Source organism: Mucilaginibacter sp. GW821-FHT07G05 (assembly GCF_059418565.1).
Map to the genome: position 1 here is coordinate 1 of NZ_JBWKQC010000009.1, position 26,058 is coordinate 26,058.

Here is a 26,058-nt window from a genome sequence, read left to right on the forward strand (position 1 = left end):
GTGACCGACGCTTTTCTTTTAATTCTTTTCCTTTCATTTGATTTACTTTAACGTAAACCCTTTTCAGGACAAGACAATTGCTTCACTACGTTCGCAATGACACATTTTCTAAATTCAGGACTTAGCTTTTACCCCACATCTATAACTAAATTCAAAAAAGCCACAACATTTTTTAACTCCCTGTTGTTAAGGTTGTAACAGGAGCAACCCCGGCTTCAGTAATGTATGTTTCTATCAATCAATATACTTAAACAATATCGATACTTATGAAACTAAACGATTCCTTTAGCAGACGAAATTTCCTGAAAAGTTTAAGCTATGGCGCAGGTGCGTTGGCGCTGGCTCCAACTTTAAACGCGTTTTCACTGGGCTTGCCTGCCGATAAAAAGCTGGGCATAGCGTTGGTAGGTTTGGGCGGTTACGCAGGCGGGCAATTAGCCCCGGCCTTGCAGCAAACCACCAATTGTTACCTTGCCGGCATTGTTACGGGCACACCATCAAAAGCCGATGACTGGAGCAAAAAATATAACATCCCCGAGAAAAATATTTATAACTACGCCAATTTCGATTCGATAAAGGATAACCCTGCTATTGATATTGTTTACATAGTGCTACCGGTTGCCCTGCATAAGGAGTTTACCATACGTGCGGCTAAAGCAGGCAAACACGTAATATGCGAAAAGCCGATGGCTCTAAACGCAGCCGACTGTGCCGAAATGATAGAAGCCTGTAAGAAAGCCAACCGGATGCTATCGATAGGGTATCGCCTGCATTTCGAGCCGCATAACCAGGAGGTAATGCGCCTTGGTCAGCAAAAGGTGTTGGGCAAAGTGACCGCGATTGATACCGCTAACGGCTTTGTTTATGGCGGCGACCCGAATGCCTGGCGTTTAAAAAAGGCGTTATCAGGCGGCGGCGCGTTGATGGACATGGGCGTGTACTCTATTCAGGGTTCAAGATACAGCGTGGGTAAAGAGCCACTGTACGTAACCGCTACCGAAGAAAAAACCAAACCCGACCTGTTTAAAGATGTAGATGAAACCATCTTCTGGGAACTGGAATTTCCGGATGGTTTAAAAGCCAAAGGCAGATCGAGCTATAATAACAACTGGGGCTACCTCAAGGTGACTGCCGAAAAGGGGACTTTCGAATTACAACCAGCTTTTGGCTATGGTGGTATACATGGCAGCACCTCTGCCGGGCCCATGAACTTTCCGCAGGTGAACCAGCAGGCCCTGCAAATGGATGATTTTGCCCGCTGCGTGATCAACAAGAAACCAACCATAGTTCCCGGCGAAGAAGGACGTAAGGATATGCTGGTGATAGATGCCATTTACCGCAGCATTGCATCGGGGAAGAGAGAGAAAATAGGGTAAAGGTGAAAGGATAAAGGTAAAAGCTGAAAGGTATTTTGACAACGTAAAGATACTGCACAAAAAAGGCGAAAGGTTAAAAGCGGACAATCCACCTTTAACCTTTCGCCTTTTTTCCTTTCAGCTTAGAGCACCTTTCGTCTTTTAGCTTTAACCTAAATGAGGCTTTTTGCTTTAGTCTTTTAGCTTTCCGCTAAATTACGCTTTCAAAAGGTTCTTCCAGCTTACCTGGTCGCCGATTATTTTTTCTAATTGGCTGGCCGGTACGCGTTCTTGTGCCATGGTGTCGCGGTAGCGGATGGTTACAGTATCGTCTTCCAGTGTTTGGTGATCTACCGTGATACAGAAAGGTGTACCGATAGCATCCTGGCGACGGTAGCGTTTACCGATAGCATCTTTTTCTTCGTATTGCAGGTTGAAGTCGAGCTTCAGTTTGTCCATTATTTCGCGTGCTTTTTCAGGCAGACCATCTTTTTTGGTCAGCGGGAAAATAGCGGCTTTTACCGGCGCGAGGGCAGGATGCAGGCGCAACACGGTACGGCTGTCTTGCTTGTCCTCGGTGCTCAGGTCTTCTTCCTCGTAAGCGTTGATCATGGTAAGCAGGAACATCCTGTCTAAACCTATTGATGTTTCAATTACATAAGGGATATAGTTACCGTAAGGCTTGCCGTCTTCACCCAGCTCAGGATCGAAGTATTGCATTTTTTTGCCCGAGAACTTTTGGTGCTGGCTCAAATCGAAATCGGTACGGCTGTGGATCCCTTCTACCTCTTTAAACCCGAACGGAAAATTAAATTCAATGTCATAGGCCGCGTCGGCATAGTGTGCCAGTTTGGTATGCTCGTGGTAACGGTATTTAGCTTCGTCGGTGCCCAGGGCAAGGTGCCATTTCAGGCGGGTTTCTTTCCATTTGTTAAACCACTCTTTTTGCGTGCCGGGGCGTACAAAAAACTGCATCTCCATTTGCTCAAACTCACGCATACGGATAATGAACTGGCGCGCGATCACCTCGTTACGGAAAGCCTTACCAATTTGCGCGATACCGAAAGGGATTTTCATCCTGCCCGATTTTTGCACATTCAGGTAGTTCACAAATATACCCTGCGCGGTTTCGGGGCGCAGGTAAATAGTATCCGATTCATCTGCAATAGCGCCAACCTGTGTGCTGAACATCAGGTTAAACTGGCGTACATCTGTCCAGTTGCGGGTGCCGCTAACGGGGCAGGCAATTTCCTGCTCAATGATCAGCTCTTTTAAACGCGGCAGGTCTTCAGCTTTCAGGGCATCGTCCATAGCGGTTTGCAAAGCAGCAGCTTTGTCGGTTTTACCGTCGGCCTCATATTTAGCTATCTTGTCTTCCAGTAACTGGTCGGCACGATAGCGTTTGTTTGAATCCTTGTTGTCAATCATCGGATCGCTGAAGCCATCAACGTGGCCGCTTGCTTTCCATATTTTAGGATGCATGAAAATTGCAGAATCAATACCCACAATGTTATCGTGCATTTGCACCATGGCTTTCCACCAGTAAGTTTTAATGTTGTTCTTTAACTCGGCACCATTTTGTCCGTAATCGTAAACAGCACTTAGTCCATCATATATTTCGCTTGACTGAAATACAAAGCCGTATTCCTTAGCGTGTGATATTACGTTCTTAAAAAGTTCGTCGGTCGCTTTACTCATAATAGTGGCAAAGATAGTTTTTACTATGAAAGTGCGAAAGTTTGAAGTGCGAGATATTTATATCTCGCAATAAGTAGTTTAGGTATATTTAATCGAACGCGAAATACAGTACAGTTTCTTTTTTCTTTTTAGCGTAAGCAATTGGATATACACCTTCGTATCCTTTATAATAGGTAAAGCCTATAGAGGTGGCATCGTCTTTAATAGCATCAAAGGCAGATTGTATAATATAATCCTTGTCTATCTTGTCCGTTTTGTTAATAGCGGGTGTTTTGAATGCCGACTGATGGAAGAATCTTTTAAATCGTACATTGATGGTATCTTTTTGTTGCTGCTCACTGCCCTCAAAGTCACCAAGTAAATCCTTGCCATTAAAATCATCTGTAAAGATCTGTTTATTGTTAAAGCTGATTATCTTAAAGCTTATCTTACTGTTAAGTATGGTTGGGCCTGATAAGAATAATTTGAATGTATCTTGCTTTTGCTGATCAGAAAAAGCGTGGGTGACAATATTTGTCAACTTATACGGTGTTTGTGTGGTTTTTAAAGATGACGAATCTGAAAGGGATTTTGTGTTACTGTTTGGCTTTTCTTGGCAGGCTGTAAATAACGTGCAGATTAAAAAAATGTAAGCGTACTTCATGATAAAGGTTAAGTTAAGGTTTGAATAAAGGTGATAATAAATCATAAACATACATAATTATCATATCTCTATGTCACATTTAAAATCTATACCATAATTTTACCGCCATGAGTATTTCGGTAGAAGGATTGACCAAGATATACGGTACACAAAAGGCGGTTGATAATATCTCGTTTACGGCCAAACCCGGTGTGCTGGGGTTTTTAGGCCCAAACGGGGCGGGTAAATCAACCACCATGAAAATACTTACGGGTTTTATTCCGCAAACATCGGGCAACGCGTTGGTATGCGGGTTTGATGTGATTAAGCAGCCGCTCGATGTTAAAAAACACATCGGTTACCTGCCCGAAAACAACCCCCTTTACCAGGAAATGTATGTGAAGGAGTCGCTGGGTTTTATAGCGGGGATTCATAAACTCCATGCCCCCGAACAGCGGATAGCTGCCATAATTGAACAAACCGGCCTTGGCCCCGAGCAGCATAAAAAGATTGGCCAGCTATCAAAGGGCTATAAACAACGCGTGGGGCTGGCGCAAGCCATATTGCACAACCCCGAAGTGCTGATACTGGATGAACCTACCTCCGGCCTCGACCCTAACCAGTTGATCGGCATCCGCCAGCTGATACTTGATCTGGGTAAAACCAAAACCATTGTGCTATCCACCCACATTATGCAGGAGGTAGAAGCCGTGTGCGATCATGTGATCATCATTAATAAAGGGAAAATAGCCGCCAACGATACCTTGCAGGGTTTGCGCCAAAAGAACGGCGACAAAACGCTGGAAAATATTTTTATACAACTCACCAACAACTAAACCCTTCTATGAAGAAGCTTTTACTGGCCCTGTTATTTTGTTATGCGCTCACCGCCAAAGCCCAAACAGTTACACCAACCGCCGCTTTCAGTATAGGGCCTGAACTTGGGATACCTACCATGAGCATTTATAAAGTTGGATTTTCGCTGTCGGGCAAAGTAGAGATACCGCTTAGCGATCCTTTAAGTTTGAGCATAACAGGTGGCTACAGCAGTTTCGGCTTTAAACGTACACGTATTGGCAGCAATATCAGCCAGGAGGCGGCTAAGTTTGCGCCTGTAAAAGCAGGGGTGCGGTACTTTGCCAGTTCGGGGTTTTATATAGAAGGAGAGCTGGGCGCGGCCATCGGGCTGAACTATGAAAAAGATAAATTATTCGCCTATTCCATCGGTCCCGGGTTTCTGATCCCGGTTGGTGAAAAACAAAACGTCGACCTTGGTTTCCGCTACGAAAAATGGGGAAACCAGCTAACCCAAACCGGCATTCGCGTAGCTTACAGGATAGGTTGGTAAGCACCAAAATATATTTATTATTTATTGTTTGTCTGTATTAATTGGAAGTTAATTATTTCGATGAAAATTTGCTTGTATCATAAATTCTCATAAGTTTGTCTTCGAAAAATTAACCTAATTTACAGTTTCACATGAAAAAAATTATCTTATCATTACTTGTACTGGGCGCAGCGACGTTCAGTTCTTACGCACAAACTTCTGACGAAGGCGGCAAATTCAGCATCGGTGTTGACGCAGGATTACCATTAGGCGATTCAAAAGACGTTTCGTCGTTTGTAATTGGTGGTTCGTTAAAATACGATCATCCTATCGCCGAAAACCTGTTTGCTACACTTTCTGCCGGTTATCAAAAGTTTTTGTTAAAAAGCGATATTAAAGACGCTTATAAAGCGCTTGGTCTTGAAGAACCAAAAGTTAGCGCTATCCCTGTAAAAGCGGGTCTTAAATATTTCTTTGACGAAGGTTTCTTTGGTGAGGCCCAATTAGGCGCGGCGTTTTTATCAGATGGCGGCGGTACTGCATTCGCTTACGCTCCTGGTGTTGGTTATGCCTTTGCCGGTGGTTTTGAAGCAGGTGTACGTTACGAAGCATGGTCAAAAAATGGCACTACAAGCCAGGTAGCTTTACGTTTGGCGTACAAATTTTAATAGCAAAAATTCACAATTGTTACAGAGGTTCGGGTATTTACCCGGGCCTTTTTTTGTTTAGTTATCCGATGTTCTGTCAACGCATCACAAAAAAAGTATACTTTTTTTACGGGTTATTTCAATACACTACTGCTAAAGTTTGTCGTTATGATTGTTAACTTGATTTGAATAAATTGTTAACCTAATAATGTTTAAACGCTGATACACTAAGTGTTTTTTATTTTAATTTTTTTGATGACCGGCTGTAGCATCCTGCCGATAATGTGCGTCAATGTCATCAAACTGCGGCAAAACAGATGGTACCCTGTGGCGTCGCGCTAAACATTACACAATAATTAAAATGAAAAAAATCTTATTCTCATTAGCCGTATTAGGCGGCACAGTATTCAGTTCATTCGCGCAAACTACTCCGGCCGATAAAGGCAGGTTCAATGTTGGTTTAGAGTTAGGCGCCCCGGTTGGCGATGCCAGCGAAGGTTTCTCTTTTGTTATTGGCGCATCCCTTAAATATGAACATCCTGTAGCTGAAAATTTCTTCCTTACAGGTTCGGCAGGTTACTCCAACTTCCGTATTAAAAGCGATTATAAAGTTGAAGGCGGCAAATCGGGCTTTGGTTTCATCCCTGTAAAGGTGGGTGGTAAATACTACTTCCAAAAATGTTTCTTTGGTGAGGCTCAATTTGGCGCAGTATTTTCAACCGAAGAAGGTATGGGCACCGCCTTTGCTTATTCACCGGGTATAGGTTATTCCTTTACCGATAATGTTGAAGCGGGTATCCGTTACGAAGCATGGTCAAAAGACGGCACCATCGGTCAGTTCGGCCTGCGTTTGGCTTATAAGTTCTAAGCTTAATCAACATAATCTTAATAAAAGAGGCAGTACATCAGCTTGAGGTACTGCCTCTTTTATTATATACTGAGCTGCGCCATAAAATACAGCCGGTAATTATGCTAAATGGTAGTGTTAGTGTGCTTTATACAATATGTTCATTTTATAGCATTACAACTACAGGTTGTTCGTTTTGTTCATAATAGCCTAAAGAAACTTATTTAACCTACGATTTAATTATTTTGCGATAGCAATTAACCCAATATTAAAAAATTAGGCTATGCTATCACCAAATCACATCAAAGGCGTTTTTTTTAACCCAGGAGAAATATTAAAAAAAGCACTGTTTTCAGGCGTATTTTGTTGCCTGGGGCTGGCCGCCTTACACGCGCAAAACTTTAAAAGCCAGATCAGAATTACCTCTGATAACGATGCCTATATATCACGCATGAAAGACAGGTATTATACCAACGGCGCTTCTTTAAAATATACCCACGCGCTCAACCGCGATAAGATCACCAACCCCAATCTCGCTAAAAAGATAATAGAGATAGAAGGCGGTCAGCAGATCTTTAATCCATACTCAGCCACCCTCAAAAAATCGCGACCTATCGACCGGCCATTTACTGGCTACCTGTTTGCAGGCGCATCAATGAACTGGTTGTACAAAAATGAAAGCGCCATAAAAGTGAGCGCGCAGGTAGGGGTTATAGGCCCTGCGGCTTTGGGTAAAGAGGTGCAAAGCTGGTTTCACTCCGCCTTTAAACTTCACGAGGTAAAAGGTTGGGACTACCAACTCCGTAACGAGCCCGGTTTAAATGCCCGGTTTGATTATCAGCGGTTGTTGTATCGTAATGCCTCCAAATGGTTTGATGTTACTGTAAGTCCATCAGCATTAGTAGGCAATACCTTTACCGGGGCGCAGGCAGGCCTGCAATTGAGGTTCGGGTTGCTGGATAAACTTTTTCAGTCGGCCGCTACCAATAGTCGCCTGAGTTTTGGCAGCGACAGACACCGCAAGGTAGAGCTATACGTTTATTTAACCCCCCAGCTTAACTATGTAGCGTACGATGCTACTATTGAAGGCGGCATGTTCCGTAATAATAAGGGCCCTATAACTTTTGGCGTACAGCCTTTTGTATACGAGCAGAAAATGGGTGTGCAGTTTGCCACATCCCGCTGGAGCGCCACGTATGCGGTTAGTTTGCGCACTAAAGAAGTGCAAAGCCGCGCGGCAGGTAGTCAATATGGGTCTTTAAGTGTGGGGTATAGTTTTGATGGTTTGTAATTGGTTTGTTTTAAGCTTTCTTATTGTAATGTGCAAAGCAATTCTGTCGTGGTTTGCGAGTTTTTATCACTTTTGTCATTGCGAGGAACGAAGCAATCTCTCTACGTAGGTTTATGCTTCTGCTGTGATTAACGTCAGTCTGCTCTTGGGCGCAGTGCCCCATTACTTTTGAGGGCAAGTAACAGACTGAGCGAAGCGATCTCATGAGCACCTATAAAAAACAAACAAACAGCGAATAAACCCTTGTCCAGCAAAAGGCTTCTTTGCCGCACGAGGTCATCCCCTGCAAACCGGGCAGAACTTAGGGCTGGAACTTTTGCCCCATGCTTCGCCGCTCACTTCCTTCCCACGTGCAACAAGTTCCTATGCCCGCCATTGCGCTCCTGGCCTCCACAGTTCTGCCCGCTTTCGCCCGAAGCTGTTTGCTGACGGAAAACGAAGCATTTTCTAAAGCCCTCTCCCTTGAAGAGGGCTGGGTGAGGCCGAAAGATTGCTTTGTTGTATTTAGTTAGGGCGATAAATTCGAAATTGAACATCCGAAATTCGAAATCCAAAAATCAAATTGCGTTAGGCTGTTTAATATTGTAATTTCGGCCATTAACGTAATTATCTGTGTTAAGTATCTTAAAAAAAGAAATAACCGCTTATTTAAGCTCATTGGTTGCTTATGTTACCATCGGGGTGTTCCTGTTGGTGCTGGGGCTTTTCCTGTGGGTATTTCCAGAATCAAGCATCCTCGAATACGGTTATGCCGGGCTGGATAGCCTGTTCAGTACCGCGCCATACCTGTTCATGTTCCTAATACCGGCTATCACTATGCGCTCGCTGGCCGAAGAGCGCCGCGAAGGTACTTTTGAGCTGCTACTTACCCGTCCGCTTACCGATTGGCAAATTGTGCTGGGTAAGTTTTTAGCTGCGTTACTGTTGGTGCTGTTCGCGCTGTTGCCCACCTTGGTGTATTACTTTTCGGTTTATACATTGGGTTTGCCCGAGGGGAATATAGATACCGGCGCGGTAATAGGTTCGTACATCGGTTTGTTTTTATTGGGCGGCGGATTTGTTGCGATTGGTTTGTTCGCTTCGTCAATCACCAAAAACCAGATCATCGCGTTTACCGTGGCGGTGTTCCTGTGCTTCTTTTTTTATAGCGGGTTTGATTCTTTGAGCCAGCTCCTTTCCCTGCAAAACCTTGGCCTGCAATCGCTGGGAATTACCGAGCACTACCAGTCGGTAAGCCGGGGCGTTTTGGATACGCGCGATTTGGTATATTTCATCCTGTTGGCCGGCTTTTTTATATGGTTTACCCTGTTCATGCTCATCAGGCAGCAGCAAAAAAGTATCCGCGGTACCATTATGCTGAGTTTGATCTCGATTATGATCTCGCTCGGGCTGTTATCGCAATTCGCTTTTACCCGTTTTGATTTTACTAAAGAAAAGAGATACACCATATCCGACGTAAGCCGCAACCTGATGGACAGCCTGGCCGCGCCGGTTAATGTGACGATCTATTTAAAAGGCGATAACTTCCCCGGGGGGATGAAGCGTTTGCAGCGCGCTACGGTGGATATGCTGATCGACCTGCAATCGTACAGTAAACGAAAGTTGCAGTATGAGTTAGTAGATCCGCTGGAGAAAATAAAAGGACTGTCGGAAGATGAGCAAAAGCAGGCCTACCAGGATTGGTATGATAAAGGTATCGAACCGCAAAACCTAAGTGTAAAAAGCGATGATGGCGTATCGCAAAAGCTGATCTTCCCGTTCGCGCTGGTATCATCGGGTGGGCATGATATTGCCGTTAAATTGCTGCAAACCCGTATCGGGTTATCACCCGAAGAGGTGCTGAACAATTCTATCCAAAATTTAGAATACGCATTTTCATCGACCATAAAAAAAGTAACCAGTAATGGCAAGCCGCGTGTAGGTTTTACCGAAGGCCATAACGAGTTGACCAACCTGCAACTGGATGACGCTTTTAAATCACTGTCCGATGGTTTCTTAATAGGCCGGGTCGATCTGGAAACGATCCCTGTGGATAGCCTGAACAAGATCAGACTGCTGGTGATACCCAAGCCGGATGCCCCTTTTACCGAGGCCGAAAAGTTTAAGGTAGACCAATATATTATGCAGGGTGGGCGTGTACTATGGACGATAGATCAGGTAAGCGCCGAGCTTGATAGCCTGCGCGGTCACGGCGGCGAGCAACTGGCCTTCCCTAAGAAATTGAACCTCGATGATCAACTGTTCCGTTACGGCATCCGTATCAATTACGACCTGATAGCCGACATGAGCTGTTCGCAGATCCCGGTGGCTGCCGGTAACATGGGCGGGCAGGCGCAGATACAAATGGTGCCCTGGTTGTTTTACCCGGTATTTATCCCGGTATCAAAGCATCCGGTAGTAAAAAATGTAGATGGCATTCGCAGTGAGTTTGCCAGCACCATTGATATACTCGATACCAAGGACATTAACAAAACCGTGTTGCTTACTTCATCGCCCTACAATAAAAAGCTGAACGCGCCGCACCTGTTATCATTACAGGCGCTGGAGCAGGAGCCTAACCCGAAGGAGTTTCAAAGCGTACCTAAAGTAACAGGCGTATTGCTGGAGGGTAATTTTACCTCTGCTTTTCGTAACCGCCCGGTGCCCGATAGCGCAGGCAGCCATGCCGCGGTACTGCCCGAAAGTAAGCCGACTAAAATGATCATCATTAGCGATGGCGATATTTTAAAGAACCAGGTAGGCAGCGACGGCTCACCGTATCCGCTGGGTTACGATCATTACACACAGCAAAGTTACGGTAACAAAAACCTGCTGCTCAACATAGCCGACTATATGACCGACGATTCGGGGCTGATAGCCTTACGCGGTAAAGAAATAAAACTGCGCCTGTTAGACAGGGCACGCATCCGTACCGATAAGTTGTACTATCAAATAATAAATACTGTAATTCCGTTGGCAATGGTGTTGATATTTGCTATTTTTCAACATTATTTCCGCAAGAGAAAGTATGCCCGTTAAATTTTATACTTTTGAGTGATCAATATAACTATATATGCGATTTATTGTTTCTACATCAACATTACTTAAGCAATTACAGGCTGTTAGCGGCGCGCTGAGCAACAGTACCGTATTGCCCATACTGGAAAACTTTTTATTTGAGATCAAAGAAGGCAGCCTTACCATTTCGGCTACCGACCTGCAAACCAGCATGACTACCTCGCTGGCGGTTGAAGCTAAAGAGAATGGCCGTATAGCCATCCCATCACGCATATTATTAGATACTTTGAAATCATTACCCGAGCAGCCAATAGCTTTTTCGGTAGATGATGCTACTTTCGCTATTGAAATAAGCGCTGGCGATGGTAAGTACAAACTAAGCGGAGAGAATGGTGAAGATTTCCCGAAAATTCCGGTTGTTGAGAACGCGTCGCAGGTAAACCTGCCTGCATCTGTACTGGCCGAAGCTATAAACAAAACCATATTCGCGGTTAGTAACGATGAGTTGCGCCCGGCCATGACGGGGGTTTTCTGCCAGCTATCAACCCAGCACCTTACCTTTGTAGCTACCGATGCCCACAAGCTGGTACGTTACCGCCGTAAAGATGCCAAAGCTGCCGGTACTACTTCGTTCATATTGCCTAAAAAGGCTTTAACGCTGTTAAAATCATCGCTACCTGCTGATGATGTAAATGTGGCGGTAGAGTATAACAATACCAGTGCTTTCTTTAAATTTGGCAGCATTAATTTGGTTTGCCGTTTAATTGACGAGCGTTACCCTGATTACGAAGCGGTAATTCCGTTGAATAACCCTAATAAATTAAATATTGACCGTTTGGCGTTTTTAGGCTCACTTAGCCGTGTTGCTATTTACGCTAATAAAACCACTCACCAGGTACGGTTAAAAATAAATGGCAGCGAGCTGCATATCTCGTCAGAAGATATTGACTTTGCTAACGAGGCGCACGAGCGCTTAGGTTGCCAGTACGAAGGTGAAGATATCGAGATCGGCTTCAATGCGAGGTTCCTGATCGAGATGTTGAAAAACCTGGGCAGCGAAGAGGTGGTATTGGAAATGTCGACCCCTAACCGTGCCGGTTTATTGTTGCCGCAAGGTGGCGATGAAAATGAAGATGTGCTGATGCTGGTAATGCCGGTAATGCTCAATAGTTATGCTTAAGTTGTAAACTTAAATTATAGATCCAACCTAAGTCCGGCTTAACACCCGGACTTTTTTTATGAGCCCTTATAACAAATCGTTATAAAAACGTTATAGCATTATAAACCAAAATTATGAAGTTAAAAACATTTACTTTTCTTACAATAGCGATGGCTGCACTTACAGCCTGCAATAAAAAAGATCTGGTGTTTCCGGAGGATAATGATATCGCCTCACTTAACGTGTACAACCTGTCTACCACCTCTCTAAATGTGTTTTTAAATGGTAACAGGCTTAACACCGTAGCTTCCATTACGCCCATTGGCGCATCGGGCTATATGAGTGTTACACCGGGAGCACAAACGTATCAGTTTAAAAAGAGTGGCACGCCCGATGTGCTTTTTACAAAAGCGTTGGATTTGGAAGTTACCAAAGATTATACCCTGTTTGTTGCCGGCACAAGCGATGCTAATTCGTTTTTGGTAAGCGATGCTTTTGCAACCGATACCAGTAAAACGGCAAGGATCAGGTTTGTGAATGCGTCAACAGATAATGCAGGCAACAAGGTAACCTTAAATACAGATACAGTAGTGTTTAATGGTATTATGTTTAAAACAGCTACTGAATTTGTAAACATCAAACCGGGAAAAAAATTGCTAACTGTATCGCAAGCCGGTAGTGTGGCTGTATCTGATTCGGTTACTTTTGTATCGGGCCGTGTTTATACCATATTTTCAAAGGGAACTAAAACGGGTACAGAAGATGCCGCTTATGGAGCAGGCATTGTAGCGAACAATTAATTTTATAAAATGCGCAATAACAGCAGCAAAGTATTACTTACGTTATTTTTAGTTACCATCAGCATGATGGTTATTCCGTTCATATCATCGTGCGGTAAGCAGGGCACCATTAACCCTACCGAATCGAAGATACAGTACCAGGTATTAAACCTGAGTTATGATGTATTGCCGGTTTACCTGTACGTTAACTTTTTGAAACAGGGTAATACTTACAGCTATCCGAGTGCGTCGGGATATTTTGATTTGAATACTATTGATACACCGTTCCAGATCAGGTCGGCGGCTACTGCTTCTGTTACCAATTTGCTGCGTATTGATAGCAGTCGCTTAAATCGTAATACCAAATACTCGCTGTATATTGTTGGTACAAGAAAGAATAATGACCTGAGCTATCTCTTTACCGTTGATACCTCAACCATACCACCGATAGGGAAGGGCAAGATCCGTTTTGTAAATGCCGCGCCAACCGTGGCCGGTACTTCAGATCAGGGACTTAACCTGGCTGCTAATGGCACTAATGCGTTCAGGCAGCAAAAATATAAAAGTGTAAGTAATTATATTGAGATACCGGCGGGGGTTTACAATTTCCAGGTAAGCGGCAGTAACCCGCCTAATGGTATAATAAAAGAGCTGAAACGCACCACTATTAACGATGGCGGCTTGTACACCTTGTACACTTACGGGCTTGCCGGACGCGTTGATACGGCCGCTTTCGGTTTTGCGATACTTACTAACCGTTAAGCCATTTTATTTTATATTTTTACGGCAAATTAAACACCCGTGGAAATAATAAAAAGCATCATAGATTTTATATTGCATATTGATGTGCACCTGGCACAAATAACGCACGATTACCAGGCCTGGACATACCTTATTCTTTTCCTGATCATTTTCGCGGAAACAGGTTTTGTGGTTACCCCATTTCTTCCCGGCGACTCGTTGCTGTTCGCAGCAGGCGCGTTAATAGCTGGTGGTAACACAGGGTTGAATATCTACATTTTAACTATTCTGCTTGTTGTTGCGGCCTTTACCGGTAATACGGTAAACTATATGTTGGGTAACTATTTAGGGCCAAAGGTATTTAAGGAAAGCAACAAGATATTAAAGCTCGATTACTACCTGCAAACCAAAGCCTTTTTTGATAAACATGGTGGTAAAGCGGTAATATTCAGTCGCTTTTTGCCTATCATTCGTACCATTGCGCCCTTTGTGGCAGGTGTAGGCAGCATGCCTTTTGCACAGTATAGCCTTTATAACATTATAGGTGGTTTAGCCTGGGTGGTAAGCTTCTTATTTTTAGGATACTTTTTTGGTGGTATAGAAGTGATAAAAAAGAATTTTACTATCGTAGTATTCGCTATCATCCTGTTCTCTATTATTCCGCCGATATTTGCTGCGATAAAAAGCAAGACCTCTAAAAAGGTTACCGGCCAATAATTTAATGATTGGTATAGAGCGTTTTGCCTTTTCGGTAAAATGCTTCCTCTTTTAATATAGCCGCTTTTTGATTTACAGAAAGCGGCTTTTCTATTAACTTATTCAGATCGGGCTGCCCGGCATCAACCCATGCCGAATACCAGTAGCTGCCAATATCAACTATTGATGCCCTGATGCGCCTTTCTACCATGCCTTTGAGCGCTTTATTGTAGGCGATGCAATAAGCAGGCGAATAATCTTTTATGGTGCGCTTACCGCGTTTTACCATCGCGTATTTTTTATCCTGCGGAAAAGTTCTGTTCAATAAGCGCTCGGCCTTTAGTACGGTATCCGCGCTCCTAAATGAGCTTTGGCAAATGCGGAATGCCTCGGTAAGCGGATTGTCGATATAATGGGCCTTGCCCGCGTAATAATTGAATTTGTAGCTCAATAGTTCGGGCAGGCGACTTTCCCAAAGGGCGTGTATGCCTGTTTGGTTGGTAAGTTGACCATCGTGGTTAAGCACCATGTGCAGGGGCACGTGCGCGTCGGCCACGTAATGCCCCAGGTTTGATGAGGTAATAAGTATGGCTGTGGTGTCGTGCTCCTTAAAAGCCCGCACCAGCTTGTAGTATTGGTATTGGATGGTCCAGGGCAGGGTGCCGTTTTTGTTAAGGGTATCGATAGTGTATTTGGCAACTGCCTCTTTCCATTTTTTAGGGATGGTCTTAAATGGATCTTTAACCCTACTGTAAGCATCGACGTTAAAAAAGTGATGCGGTATCTCGGTCGAATCTACATAGCGGCGCTTATCGGCGCTAATAGCGTGCTCGGTAATGAGTTCGATATTGCTTTGGTAAAAGCCGCTCATGGCTTTTGGCAGGGTGAATACTGCCAGCCTGTTTACCCGGTAATGTACAAAGAAACCCCACGATGAACATAGTAACAGTACCAGCAGCCCGGTGAAAGAAACGATGAGGTTCCGGTATTTAAACATGCCCAATTATAATAAATGTAAATAAAACAAGTACTTTGTAAACAAATAAATAAGAATTTACAACGTAAGCCACAGGTGTTAATAAGTAATGATAGTTTTTTAGTTTAAAAAGCCTTGCATAATTAAAAATATCATTCTATATTTGCACTCTTTAAAAATAATAGAATAACAAAGCTATACAATGGCAAATCATAAATCATCATTAAAAAGAATCAGATCAAACGCTGCGAAGCGTCTGCGTAACAGATACCAAGCGAAAACTACTCGTAACGCTATCAAAAAGTTAAGAGGTGCAACTACTAAAGCTGATGCAACTCCAATTTTAGGTAAAGTAATTTCTATGCTTGATCGTTTGGCTAAAAAGAACGTTATTCACAAAAACAAAGCATCAAACAATAAATCAAAACTTACTAAATTCGTTAACGGTTTAGCATAAGCTACATTTATTTGTAATAATATTGAAAGGGATAGTGCACTGCATTATCCCTTTTTTTGTACCTTGATTTTTAGGATTGGGGCAGGGGGCGAGGATTTCCTTGATTTAGGTTTGACGCCTTGATCGCTGGCGCACGCGTGCCTTAAGGGCATTCTGAAAATTCACAAATTCAGTAAATTCTGCTCAATATTTTCAGAAAGCGAAACCTTGTAGTACTTTGCATCTGCAATTCTGAAAATTCATAAATCTTGAAAATCCTGATCAACTGATGGATAATTACGACAATAAGATCAGTATAAAATCCTGGGCCGAGGAAGATCGTCCGCGGGAAAAGCTGAGCGGGCAGGGGAGGCGTTCCCTTACCGATGCCGAACTGATTGCTATTCTTATTGGCTCGGGCAGCAGGGACGAATCGGCCGTAGAACTGAGCAAACGCATCCTGCATCATTACGAAAACGACCTGAATAAACTCGGCAAAGCCTCCATTAGCGAACTATGCAAGTTTAAAGGTGTAGGCGAAGCCAAGGCCATCTCGATTATTGCCGCGCTGGAGATCGGCCGCCGTCGCAGCGATACCGAAGTAAAGGTGCGCGATCAGGTAACCGGCAGCAAGGATGCCTATAACATTATGCGCCGCCACCTTGTAGATCTTAACCACGAAGAGTTTTGGATACTGCTCATCAGCCGATCATCAAAAGTGCTGGCTAAAGAGCTGGTGAGTAAAGGCGGCTTATCGGGCACGGTAGCCGACCCCAAGATCATCTTCCACATGGCATTGCAGCATCAGGCCAGCGCCATCATCATGATCCATAACCACCCATCCGGAAACCTGAAACCAAGCCAGCTGGACATCGACCTTACCAAAAAGATAGCCGCAGCCGGGCGCATGCTGGATATCAATGTGCTTGATCACCTTATAATTACCGATACCGGCTATTACAGCTTTGGCGACGAAGGGTTGTTGTGATTTCGGATTTCGAATGTTCGATTTCGGATTCAGCCTCACCCAACCCTCTCCAAGGGAGAGGGCTTTAAGAATTCTCCTTTTACGTCAGCAAATAGCTTCGGGCGAAAGCGGGCAGAACTTTGGTGAGATGGTGCGCAAAGGCGGGCATAGCGAACTTGTTGCATGTGGGAGGGAATGAGCAACGGGGCAAAAGTTCCAGCCCTAAGTTCTGATCGTTTTGCGGGGCATGGCCTCGTGCGGCAAAGAAGCCTTTTGCTGGACAAGGGTTTTGTTACTTTTGCCCTCAAAAGTAATGGGGCCCTGCGCCTAAGAGCAGACTAATGTAAAATACAGCACAGTCCAACCAAAGGGGGGCAATGACAATTCTTTAGGTACGTTTAGTTATTTTCTGATTTTGGATGTTTAATTTCACAATTAACAATTATAAATTAGCACAAACAACAATTACGGCACAGCGTTACAACTAAACAACTAATATTTAATACCATGATAGAGCCCGAAGACCAATTACAACAAGACGATTCCCTGGATCAAAATGATGAGCAGGCCAGCCAACAGGACATTCACTCCAATGGCTTTGACGAAACAAACGAAGATATTGGCGAAACGGACGAAACCCAAAAAGCTCAACAAGCTTATGACGCGGCCGAATCATCGTACACCCTCAACCTGGATGACGATGGCGACGACCTTGATGACGAAGACTAATCACAAAATGCATAGCGAACTCGCTGCTTAACCGAGCTATAGTGATGGATACAGCATCCGTCATTATAGCTTACTTTTTATCAAAAGGAAAAGCTCTCCGCTTTCATCTTTTAGCTTTCCGTTCCGCTTTAACCTTTTTCCTTTCTGCTCTGGCCTTTTAGCTTTCCGCTTTAACCTTTCTCCTTTAGCCTTTCTCCTTTCCGCTTTGGCCTTTTAGCTTTCCGCTTTAACCTTTCGCCTTTTAGCTTTCCGCTTTAACCTTTCGCCTTTTAGCTTTCCGCTTTAACCTTTCGCCTTTTAGCTTTCTCCTTTCTGCTTTAACCTTTCATCTTTCCGCTTAAATTGTATCTTTGCCGATTATCATTTTGCTATAATGAAGATATCTTATAATTGGCTTAAAGAATTTATACATACAGATAAAACCCCCGAAGAAATTTCGACCATTTTAACGGGTATAGGTTTGGAGGTGGAAAGCATTGAAAAGGTACAGGCCATCCCCGGTGGATTGGAAGGACTGGTGATTGGCTATGTAAAAGAAACCGCCCAGCACCCCAATGCCGACAGGCTGCGTGTTACCAAAGTTGATGTAGGCGGTACCGAAGACCTGCAAATTGTTTGCGGCGCTGCTAACGTAGCCGCCGGGCAAAAAGTAGTTGTTGCAACCGTGGGCACTATGGTATACCCTATGGAAGGCGACGCTTTTAAGATCAATAAATCAAAAATTCGTGGTGAGGTATCTGAAGGTATGATCTGTGCCGAAGATGAAATTGGCCTTGGTCACTCACACGATGGTATTATGGTGCTCGACGATGCCGCCGTAATAGGCACATTCGCCAAAGATCACTTTAAAATAAACGACGATTTCCTGTTCGAGATAGGTTTAACCCCTAACCGTGCCGACGCGGCTTCGCATTTGGGTACCGCGCGTGATATTGCCGCTTTTTTAAAGATAGGTGTTAATAAACCTGATGTTTCGGCATTTAAAATTGATAATACTACTTCGCCAATTGAAGTAACGGTAGAGAACGTACAGGCGGCACCGCGTTACAGCGGCGTTACCATTAGCGGGGTAGAGGTAAAAGAATCGCCAAAATGGTTGAAGGAGCGTTTGGCAGTTATCGGCGTGCGTTCTATTAATAACATTGTGGATGTAACCAATTTCGTACTGCACGATCTGGGTCAGCCGCTGCATGCTTTTGATGCTGCTAAAATAAAAGGCAATAAAGTAATCGTTAAAAATACAGCCGAGGGTACCCTGTTCAAAACCCTGGACGACGTAGAGCGCAAGCTATCTGCCGACGACCTGATGATATGCAGCGCCGAAGAGCCGATGTGTATTGCCGGTGTATTTGGCGGTATAGATTCGGGCGTAACAGCGGGGACTACATCAATATTTTTGGAAAGCGCTTATTTTAATTCAGTATCGGTTCGTAAAACGGCAAAACGCCATGGCTTAAAGACTGATTCTTCATTCCGTTTTGAGCGTGGTACCGATCCGGATATGACGGTTTACGCGCTTAAACGTGCTGCCCTGTTAATACAGGAAGTAGCCGGCGGTACTATCACATCTGATATTGTTGATCTGTATCCGTCGCCCGTTGCGCCGTTCGAGGTTGAGTTTTCATACAAAAACGCCATCAGGCTGATCGGTAAAGATATTCCGCATGAGGAGATCAAATCGATCATCGAGGCGCTGGATATCGAAGTGGTTGCCGAAACGGCGGAAGGGCTGTCGTTAAAAGTTCCTCCATACCGTGTGGATGTAACCCGTGAGGTGGATGTGATTGAAGAGGTGCTGCGTATTTACGGTTACAACAATATTGAGATTCCTACGCAGATCAGGGCATCGTTAAATACATCGGTAAGGCCCGAAAAAGATACCGTGCAGAATATGCTGTCGGATTTGTTAACGGCTAATGGCTTTAACGAGATTCTGTCGAACTCGCTTACCAAATCGGCTTACTCTAATAACCTGGATGCGGCTGTTAAAATATTGAACCCATTGAGTAGCGATTTGGATGTGATGCGTCAGAGTTTACTGTTTTCCGGACTGGAAGCTATCGCTTATAACCAAAACCGCCGCAGTGCCGATTTAAAACTGTACGAGTTTGGTAAAGTGTACAGTGTGGCCGAAGATAAGTATACCGAGACCCAGCGTTTCTCTATCTTCATTACCGGCGACAGTGCTGCCGAGCAGTGGAATCAAAAGGCCAAAGAAGTATCATTCTATAACCTAAAAGCAATTGTTGACGGTATTATTGAACGCCTTAACGTAAAAGATATAACCGTTACCGATGCTACCTGCTCAAAACTGGCCTATGGCCTGCAATACAGCCGTGGCAACAAGCAACTGGTTAAGTTTGGCGCGGTAGCTGCCGATGCATTGAAAAAGGTTGATGTAGACAAGGCCGTTTTTTATGCCGACTTTAATTTCGATATGATATTAACGCTGGCCCGTAAAAACGTGATCGTGTATCAGGAGGTGTCAAAATTCCCGGCGGTAAGGCGCGATTTGTCTATGCTGATTGATAAAGCCATTACCTTTGAGCAACTAAAACAAATTGCCCAAAAAACCGAACGTAAATTATTGAAGGCCGTAAATGTATTTGACGTTTATGAGGGCGATAAGCTGCCTACCGGTAAAAAATCGTACGCGTTGAGCTTTGTGTTGCAGGATGTGGAGAAAACCCTTACCGACAAAGCCATTGATGCCATAATGCAGAAATTAATTATTAATTTAGGCAAAGAAGCAGGAGCGGAGATACGCAAGTAGTGAGTGAGTGAGTGAGTGAGTGAGTGAGTGAGTGAGTGAGTGAGTGAGTGAGTGAGTGAGTGAGTGAGTGAGTGAGTTGTTCAAACATTTGTACTATCGCTAATTCAATAATGCGCTAAATCACTAATTCAATAAAGTCAACTAATAAAAAAGAATGTCGCAGGTAGCAGATCAGTTAAGTAATATAATTGATAAAACCGAAAGGTTGATAGAACTTTGTGCTGCCTTGCAGGAAGAGAACGATTTGATGAGACTGGAAAATCAATCGTTAACGGTAGCACTGAATACCAGCAGGAATAAGACTTCGGAACTAGAAGAAAAGCTTCGTGTATTGAAACTGGCCAAGTCGTTTTCTGAAACAAATGAAAAAAGTCTTGACATAAAGCAAAAAATTAACGACTTTGTGCAGGAAATAGACAAGTGTATTGTATTACTGAAGAAGTAGTGCAGAATGTGAAAAGCTCAAATGGGAGAAATCTCAATAAAAATAAACATTGCTGACAGAGTTTACCCGCTAAAGGTAAACATGGAAGAGGAAGAAATTATACGACGGGCAGCCAAACTGATCAACGACCGCATAAAGGAGTATCAGGAGAATTATGCAGTTAAAGATAAGCAGGATCTGCTTTCAATGTGTGTGTTGCACTATGCTACATCTACGTTAAAAGCCGAAAAAAGGGTCACGGTGGAGGATACCGAAGTGGCCGATAAAGTTTATCAGCTTGACGATCTGCTGTCGGAATTTTTCTCGAAGTAATAACGTTCTTTAAACATAACCGAGCATATTAAGATATAACCGCAGTTAGATCTTAAGTTTCACTATTAAAAACTTAACGCTTCAATATCAGCGGATCGTGTAAGAGGCATACGTTACTTCGTGTATTTAACGATAGCCCTTGATCCCCAAATCTGATAAGAGGTTTTTCAATACATGAGACTTGAGATTTAGTTGCGGTTTTTTTATTTATAAACCTTAAAAATGGACATATTATATATTATTATCGGCCTCCTGGCAGGCGCCATTATTGGCGTGCTGATTGGCCGCTTCCTGTTACGGAAGTTATTTAAAGACCAGGAAGTATCAGCGCAAAACAAAGTAAAGAAGATATTAAAGGATGCTGAAAACAATGCCGAGATCTTAAAGAAAAATAAGATGCTTGAGGCAAAAGAGAAATTTTTGCAACTAAAAGCCGAGCACGAGCAGGAGGTAAACAATAAAAACAATGCCGTTCAGCAACGCGAAAACGGCATTAAGCAAAAAGAGCAATCGCTAAACCAGCGTTTAGAGAACCTTAACCGCAAGGAGAGCGAGATAGATAACGTTCGTAAAAACCTGGAAAAACAAACCGACATCGCTGTTAAAAAGCAGGAGGATGTTGAGCAGCTTAAAAATGAGCACGTAAAACAGCTGGAAGCCATCGCGGGACTGTCGGCCGAAGATGCCAAGAACCAGTTGATTGATAACCTGCGCGAGGAAGCCCGTAGCAAGGCTATGGCGCAAATAAAAGATATTGTTGATGAGGCTAAACTTACCGCTACCAAAGAGGCTAAGAAAATAGTTATACAAACCATACAACGTACCGCTACTGAAAGCGCCATAGAAAACACGGTATCAATTTTCAATATCGAAAATGATGAGATCAAAGGCCGTATCATTGGTCGTGAGGGGCGCAACATCCGCGCGCTGGAAGCAGCGACCGGTATAGAGATCATCGTTGATGATACCCCGGAAGCCATCATCCTTTCGGGTTTTGACCCGGTAAGGCGCGAGATAGCCCGTTTGGCTATGCACCGTTTGGTAACCGACGGCCGTATTCACCCTGCCCGTATTGAAGAAGTGGTGGCCAAAACCAAGAAGCAAATTGAAGAAGAAATTGTTGAGATAGGCGAGCGTACCGTAATTGATTTAGGTATTAACGGTCTTCATCCGGAATTGATCCGTATGGTTGGCCGTATGCGTTACCGTTCATCGTACGGGCAAAACCTGTTACAGCACTCGCGTGAGGTAGCTAACTTTTGCGCCACCATGGCTGCCGAGTTAGGCCTTAACGTAAAACTGGCCAAACGTGCAGGTTTACTGCATGATATTGGTAAAGTGCCTGATGATAACCCTGAATTGCCACACGCGATTTTAGGTATGCAACTGGCCGAAAAATATAAGGAACACCCTGAAGTTTGTAACGCTATAGGCGCCCACCACGATGAAGTGGAGATGACTTCCATGTTATCGCCTATCATCCAGGTGTGTGATGCTATATCAGGTGCCCGTCCGGGTGCACGCCGTGAGGTGGTTGAAAGCTACATCAAACGTTTGAAAGAGCTGGAAGAACTGGCGCTGTCATACCCGGGTGTTGAAAAAACGTTCGCTATACAGGCCGGCCGTGAGCTGCGTGTAGTAGTAGAGAGCGAAAAGATAAGCGATGCCCAGTCGGAAGTACTGGCGGCAGATATATCCAACCGAATACAAACAGAAATGACCTATCCGGGCCAGATAAAGGTAACCGTGATTAGGGAAACCAGGTCGGTAGCGTTTGCAAAATAATCATTACAGCCCTCCCTAAAAAGAGGGCTTTTTTCATACATACAAGTGGCCCAGTTAAAAAAAACATCCACGGCAAACCAACCGGCGCAACCACAGCAGCGCCCCATTGATAAAGAGTTTGCCGCCTACAGCGCATCCCATCAAAATCCTGCGAATATTATTATCCATTGGATATGTATACCCTTATTTTTTTTAGGGCTGTTCGGTTTATTATGGTCAATCCCGTTTCCGTATATAAAAATACTGGGCAGGTATAACGGTTTCTTCAACTGGGCATCGTTCCTTATAGCGCTAAGTATTTATTATTACTATAAGCTGTCGCCCGTGCTGTCGTACTTTATATTGTTCACCTTATTTGGTTTCAGCTATGTTATCATCCAACTGGAGCAATTGCAAAAGGCGGGTGGCCCCATGCTGTGGCAAATAAGTGGAGCGCTACTAATAGGAGCGTTAACAGGCCTTATAATTGGTAACAATATGGAAACCTACAAGCCGGGTATTGGCAAACAATTAAAAAGTCTCGCTATAGCGCCAATATTTCTATGGCACCTGATTGTTAACAAACTTGGTGTTAAATTCTAAGTGTAGTTAACATATAATTAACATTATGACTATGTTAAGGTAATTGCAAGCTAACATCCAGCTAACATTAGGTTAATAGTTTTGCCCTTGATAAAAAGAAATCAAGTGAAAAAACTATTACCCTTAATTTTTACGCTGTTAGTCGTAAACCTATTATCAGCAGATCTATTCGCGCAATCGACGGGTAAGATCATCGGTAAGATCATTGATCAAAAAACGAGCGAGACCTTAATTGGCGCTACTGTATTGATACAGGGCACTACAAAAGGTGTGGCTACCAACGTTGATGGTCAATACTCATTAAGCGACCTTAAAGCAGGTAGCTATACCGTAGTTATTAAATACGTAGGTTACCAAAGCAAATCAATATCTGATGTTGTTGTAAAAGCAGGTGGCGCTACCAATTTGGATGTTGCATTGGCCGAGGCCTCTTCGCAATCGCTGAACGAGGTAGTTATTAAAGCAACTTACAGACAGGCATCAGTAGCATCGTTATATGCTATGCAAAAAAACAATGCGTCGATATCTGATGGTGTATCGTCAGAATTGATCAAACGTTCACCGGACAGAAATACTGCCGATGTATTGAAAAGGGTAAGCGGCGCTACCGTTCAGGATAACAAATTTGTGGTTATCCGTGGTTTGAGCGATCGTTATAACACAGCCCTGCTTGACGGTTCTCCGCTGCCAAGTACCGAACCAAACAGAAAAGCATTCTCGTTTGACATTGTTCCTTCGAGCTTGGTAGAAAGTTTGACTATCAGCAAAACCGCTACTCCCGATCTTCCGGGTGACTTTGCCGGTGGTGCTATCCAGATCAATACTAAAGATATCCCAGATCAAAACTTTGTTACCATAGGTGTTGGTGCCGGTTATAATACAGCATCTACATTTAAAGACTTCTTGAGCGGCCCGAGAAATGCTACCGATTACTTCGGCTTCGATAACGGAAAAAAAGCGTTGCCTAATAAATTCCCTACACCTGATGAAATCATCAATGTGCTTTCGCCGGATAGGAACGTTGCTGCCTTAAGAGCTTTGCCAAGCGATTGGAATATTTATACCAACAAAGCATTGCCTTCGCAAAACCACCAATTAACTATTGGTAGCGTATCTGAATCGAAAAAAACAGGTAACAGGTTTGGTGCAATTGTAGCGTTAACATACCGTAACTCTCAAAATATTTACAACAATGTTGAACGTAAATATTATGATTACGACTATAGTGATGATGTTTACAAGTTTTCAACCAATGTTGGTGCGTTGGCTAACTTTGGTTACACTTTTGGTAAAAACAAAATCACTTTCAAAAATACTTACAACAGGATTTATGATGATCAGTTCCTGTCTCGTACAGGTGTTAACGAAGCTACATCAAGCGATGTTAAATTTTACGCTTTTGACCTTATCCAAAAATCATTATTTAAATCAACGCTTGAAGGTAACCATCCTTTAGGTCCAAATAATGCAAAGATCAACTGGTCATTAAGCTACAGCAACGTTCTGAACGATCAGCCGGATCAACGTAAAGTAAGTTATACAAGGTTGATTTCTGACAGAAATAATCCCGATGCTACTTTCCAGGCCAATCTTTCAACTTTAGGTAAAGAAAATACCCGCTTGTTCTCAAAAATGAATGAGGATGCTTATTCAGGAGCGGTTAACTATTCATTACCACTTAAAATATTTGATAAAACGGCAACATTGAAAGCCGGCTTAAACTCATTTCACCGGGACAGAACTTTTGATATCAGATTTTTGGGTATGATATTAAGAAACGATGATCCGGAAATCAGGAGCAGGCCTTTAAGCCAATTGTTCTCAAGGGATCTTATCAATGCCAATATATACAAACTGGACGAGATTCCTCCGATGAGAGATTCTTACAATGCCAACTCATGGACTAACTCAGCTTACGCTATGCTTGATAACAAGATAGGCGAAAAATTAAGAGTGGTTTGGGGTGCGCGTGTAGAGAAATTTAACCTTGACCTGGCTTCGTTAGATCCACTGGCATCTAAAGTAAAACAAGATTATCTTGACGTGTTACCATCGGCTAACTTTACTTACAGCCTAAATGAAAAGATGAACCTGCGTGCGTCATACTACCGCACACTTGCCCGTCCGGAGTTTAGGGAACTTGCCGAATCATCATATTATGATTATGAGTTACTGGCTAACCAACAAGGTAACCCTAACCTGAAAAGAGCAACGATCAACAACGCCGATCTTCGTTTCGAGATCTACCCTTCAGCCGGTCAAATAGTTTCGGTATCAGCATTCTATAAAGCATTTACAGATGCTATTGAATCATATAACAGTGATGCAGGTTCACAACGTATTGTTACTTACTTTAATACCAAAAACGCTAAGGTTTACGGTGCGGAGTTAGAGATTCGTAAATCTTTAGACTTTATCACTCCTACCGATTTTATGAAAAACACTACCGCTTATGCTAACGTGGCCATTATAAAATCAAAAGTAAGCAACCCTGAAGTTGGCCTTAATTTCCTTGAAACAGATCGTCCGCTTGTAGGTCAGGCTCCGTATGTTATCAATGGTGGTTTACAACACAGCTTTTTGGATAACAAATTGAACTTTAACGCCCTTTACAACAGGGTGGGCAGAAGGCTTTACATCGCTGCGGGCGCGGCATTCCCAAGCGTATGGGAAGCACCACGTAACGTATTGGATATGCAATTAAGCTTAAAGGTATTAAAATCAAAAGGTGAGATCAAGTTTAACGCCAATGATATACTTAACCAGCAAAGCGTATTATACTACGATAGCAATAAGAGCAAAAAATACGAAGGCAGCGATGTTGATGAAACACTTAGCCGTTACAAAATGGGAAGTAACTATTCATTCACCTTCTCATATACTTTCTAATATTA

At 43.4% G+C, this 26,058-nt stretch carries 23 protein-coding genes; 20 read left to right on the top strand and 3 right to left on the bottom strand.

The annotated features are described in order from the left end of the window. The first annotated feature begins 266 nt into the window (after positions 1–266). Complete coding sequence (locus AC07NA_RS20265) at positions 267–1,376, top strand: Gfo/Idh/MocA family protein (RefSeq protein ID WP_494899326.1); 1,110 nt, start codon at positions 267–269, stop codon at positions 1,374–1,376. Positions 1,377–1,571: 195 nt separating this feature from the next. Here AC07NA_RS20265 and AC07NA_RS20270 read toward each other — a convergent pair whose 3' ends face one another. Both AC07NA_RS20270 and AC07NA_RS20275 read right to left on the bottom strand, forming a co-directional pair. Beyond that, positions 1,572–3,053 carry a glycine--tRNA ligase gene (locus AC07NA_RS20270; protein ID WP_494899327.1) on the bottom strand — a complete coding sequence of 494 codons (1,482 nt, stop codon included), beginning with the start codon at positions 3,051–3,053 and terminating at the stop codon, positions 1,572–1,574. 88 nt (positions 3,054–3,141) lie between these two features. Continuing rightward, entirely contained in the window at positions 3,142–3,573 is a 432-nt protein-coding gene (locus tag AC07NA_RS20275; protein WP_494899328.1) for a hypothetical protein, read from the bottom strand. A gap of 230 nt (positions 3,574–3,803) precedes the next feature. Between AC07NA_RS20275 and AC07NA_RS20280 the strand changes: the two genes are divergently transcribed. The 10 genes from AC07NA_RS20280 (at position 3,804) to AC07NA_RS20325 (ending at position 14,180) form a co-directional block, all read left to right on the top strand. Next, the gene (locus AC07NA_RS20280; protein WP_494899329.1) at positions 3,804–4,511 is read left to right on the top strand and encodes an ATP-binding cassette domain-containing protein; all 708 of its coding nucleotides are present in this window, start codon (positions 3,804–3,806) and stop codon (positions 4,509–4,511) included. A gap of 8 nt (positions 4,512–4,519) precedes the next feature. Then, positions 4,520–5,023, top strand: a complete 504-nt coding sequence (locus tag AC07NA_RS20285) for a hypothetical protein (RefSeq protein ID WP_494899330.1) — start codon at positions 4,520–4,522, stop codon at positions 5,021–5,023. Positions 5,024–5,154: 131 nt separating this feature from the next. Next, positions 5,155–5,670 carry an outer membrane beta-barrel protein gene (locus AC07NA_RS20290; protein ID WP_494899331.1) on the top strand — a complete coding sequence of 172 codons (516 nt, stop codon included), beginning with the start codon at positions 5,155–5,157 and terminating at the stop codon, positions 5,668–5,670. Positions 5,671–6,010: 340 nt separating this feature from the next. Further along, positions 6,011–6,517, top strand: coding sequence for a putative outer membrane beta-barrel protein (locus tag AC07NA_RS20295; RefSeq protein WP_494899332.1), 507 nt, complete (start codon positions 6,011–6,013; stop codon positions 6,515–6,517). Between the two features lie 262 nt (positions 6,518–6,779). Continuing rightward, complete coding sequence (locus tag AC07NA_RS20300) at positions 6,780–7,787, top strand: lipid A deacylase LpxR family protein (protein WP_494899333.1); 1,008 nt, start codon at positions 6,780–6,782, stop codon at positions 7,785–7,787. A 612-nt stretch (positions 7,788–8,399) separates the two neighbouring features. Continuing rightward, the gene (gldG, locus tag AC07NA_RS20305; RefSeq protein ID WP_494899334.1) at positions 8,400–10,805 is read left to right on the top strand and encodes a gliding motility-associated ABC transporter substrate-binding protein GldG; all 2,406 of its coding nucleotides are present in this window, start codon (positions 8,400–8,402) and stop codon (positions 10,803–10,805) included. A 34-nt stretch (positions 10,806–10,839) separates the two neighbouring features. Next, positions 10,840–11,964: a DNA polymerase III subunit beta gene (gene dnaN / locus AC07NA_RS20310; RefSeq protein ID WP_345212620.1), complete on the top strand. Its 1,125-nt coding sequence runs from the start codon at positions 10,840–10,842 to the stop codon at positions 11,962–11,964. Between the two features lie 113 nt (positions 11,965–12,077). Further along, positions 12,078–12,743, top strand: a complete 666-nt coding sequence (locus AC07NA_RS20315; RefSeq protein WP_494899335.1) for a DUF4397 domain-containing protein — start codon at positions 12,078–12,080, stop codon at positions 12,741–12,743. A gap of 9 nt (positions 12,744–12,752) precedes the next feature. After that, the gene (locus AC07NA_RS20320) at positions 12,753–13,484 is read left to right on the top strand and encodes a DUF4397 domain-containing protein (RefSeq protein ID WP_345212622.1); all 732 of its coding nucleotides are present in this window, start codon (positions 12,753–12,755) and stop codon (positions 13,482–13,484) included. A gap of 39 nt (positions 13,485–13,523) precedes the next feature. Further along, complete coding sequence (locus AC07NA_RS20325; protein WP_494899336.1) at positions 13,524–14,180, top strand: DedA family protein; 657 nt, start codon at positions 13,524–13,526, stop codon at positions 14,178–14,180. Position 14,181: 1 nt separating this feature from the next. Here the strand turns inward: AC07NA_RS20325 and AC07NA_RS20330 are convergent, their stop codons facing one another. Beyond that, positions 14,182–15,156: a zinc dependent phospholipase C family protein gene (locus AC07NA_RS20330; RefSeq protein ID WP_494899337.1), complete on the bottom strand. Its 975-nt coding sequence runs from the start codon at positions 15,154–15,156 to the stop codon at positions 14,182–14,184. Positions 15,157–15,337: 181 nt separating this feature from the next. Between AC07NA_RS20330 and rpsT the strand changes: the two genes are divergently transcribed. The 9 genes from rpsT to AC07NA_RS20375 all read left to right on the top strand — a co-directional run bounded on the left by rpsT (position 15,338) and on the right by AC07NA_RS20375 (position 26,053). Continuing rightward, positions 15,338–15,592 carry a 30S ribosomal protein S20 gene (gene rpsT, locus AC07NA_RS20335; RefSeq protein WP_345212625.1) on the top strand — a complete coding sequence of 85 codons (255 nt, stop codon included), beginning with the start codon at positions 15,338–15,340 and terminating at the stop codon, positions 15,590–15,592. Positions 15,593–15,860: 268 nt separating this feature from the next. Beyond that, complete coding sequence (gene radC / locus AC07NA_RS20340) at positions 15,861–16,559, top strand: RadC family protein (protein WP_345212626.1); 699 nt, start codon at positions 15,861–15,863, stop codon at positions 16,557–16,559. Between the two features lie 486 nt (positions 16,560–17,045). Beyond that, a complete protein-coding gene (locus AC07NA_RS20345) occupies positions 17,046–17,267 on the top strand; it encodes a hypothetical protein (protein WP_345212628.1) in 222 nt (73 codons plus the stop codon). A gap of 373 nt (positions 17,268–17,640) precedes the next feature. Further along, positions 17,641–20,040: a phenylalanine--tRNA ligase subunit beta gene (gene pheT / locus AC07NA_RS20350; protein ID WP_494899338.1), complete on the top strand. Its 2,400-nt coding sequence runs from the start codon at positions 17,641–17,643 to the stop codon at positions 20,038–20,040. 154 nt (positions 20,041–20,194) lie between these two features. After that, the gene (locus AC07NA_RS20355) at positions 20,195–20,485 is read left to right on the top strand and encodes a hypothetical protein (RefSeq protein WP_345212630.1); all 291 of its coding nucleotides are present in this window, start codon (positions 20,195–20,197) and stop codon (positions 20,483–20,485) included. Between the two features lie 21 nt (positions 20,486–20,506). Next, positions 20,507–20,797, top strand: coding sequence for a cell division protein ZapA (locus tag AC07NA_RS20360; RefSeq protein WP_345212631.1), 291 nt, complete (start codon positions 20,507–20,509; stop codon positions 20,795–20,797). A 222-nt stretch (positions 20,798–21,019) separates the two neighbouring features. Then, a complete protein-coding gene (gene rny, locus AC07NA_RS20365) occupies positions 21,020–22,582 on the top strand; it encodes a ribonuclease Y (RefSeq protein ID WP_345212632.1) in 1,563 nt (520 codons plus the stop codon). 45 nt (positions 22,583–22,627) lie between these two features. After that, positions 22,628–23,164: an Mpo1-like protein gene (locus AC07NA_RS20370; RefSeq protein ID WP_494899339.1), complete on the top strand. Its 537-nt coding sequence runs from the start codon at positions 22,628–22,630 to the stop codon at positions 23,162–23,164. Positions 23,165–23,269: 105 nt separating this feature from the next. Further along, on the top strand, positions 23,270–26,053 hold the full coding sequence (locus AC07NA_RS20375; RefSeq protein WP_494899340.1) for a TonB-dependent receptor: 2,784 nt from the start codon (positions 23,270–23,272) through the stop codon (positions 26,051–26,053). Positions 26,054–26,058: the final 5 nt, after the last annotated feature.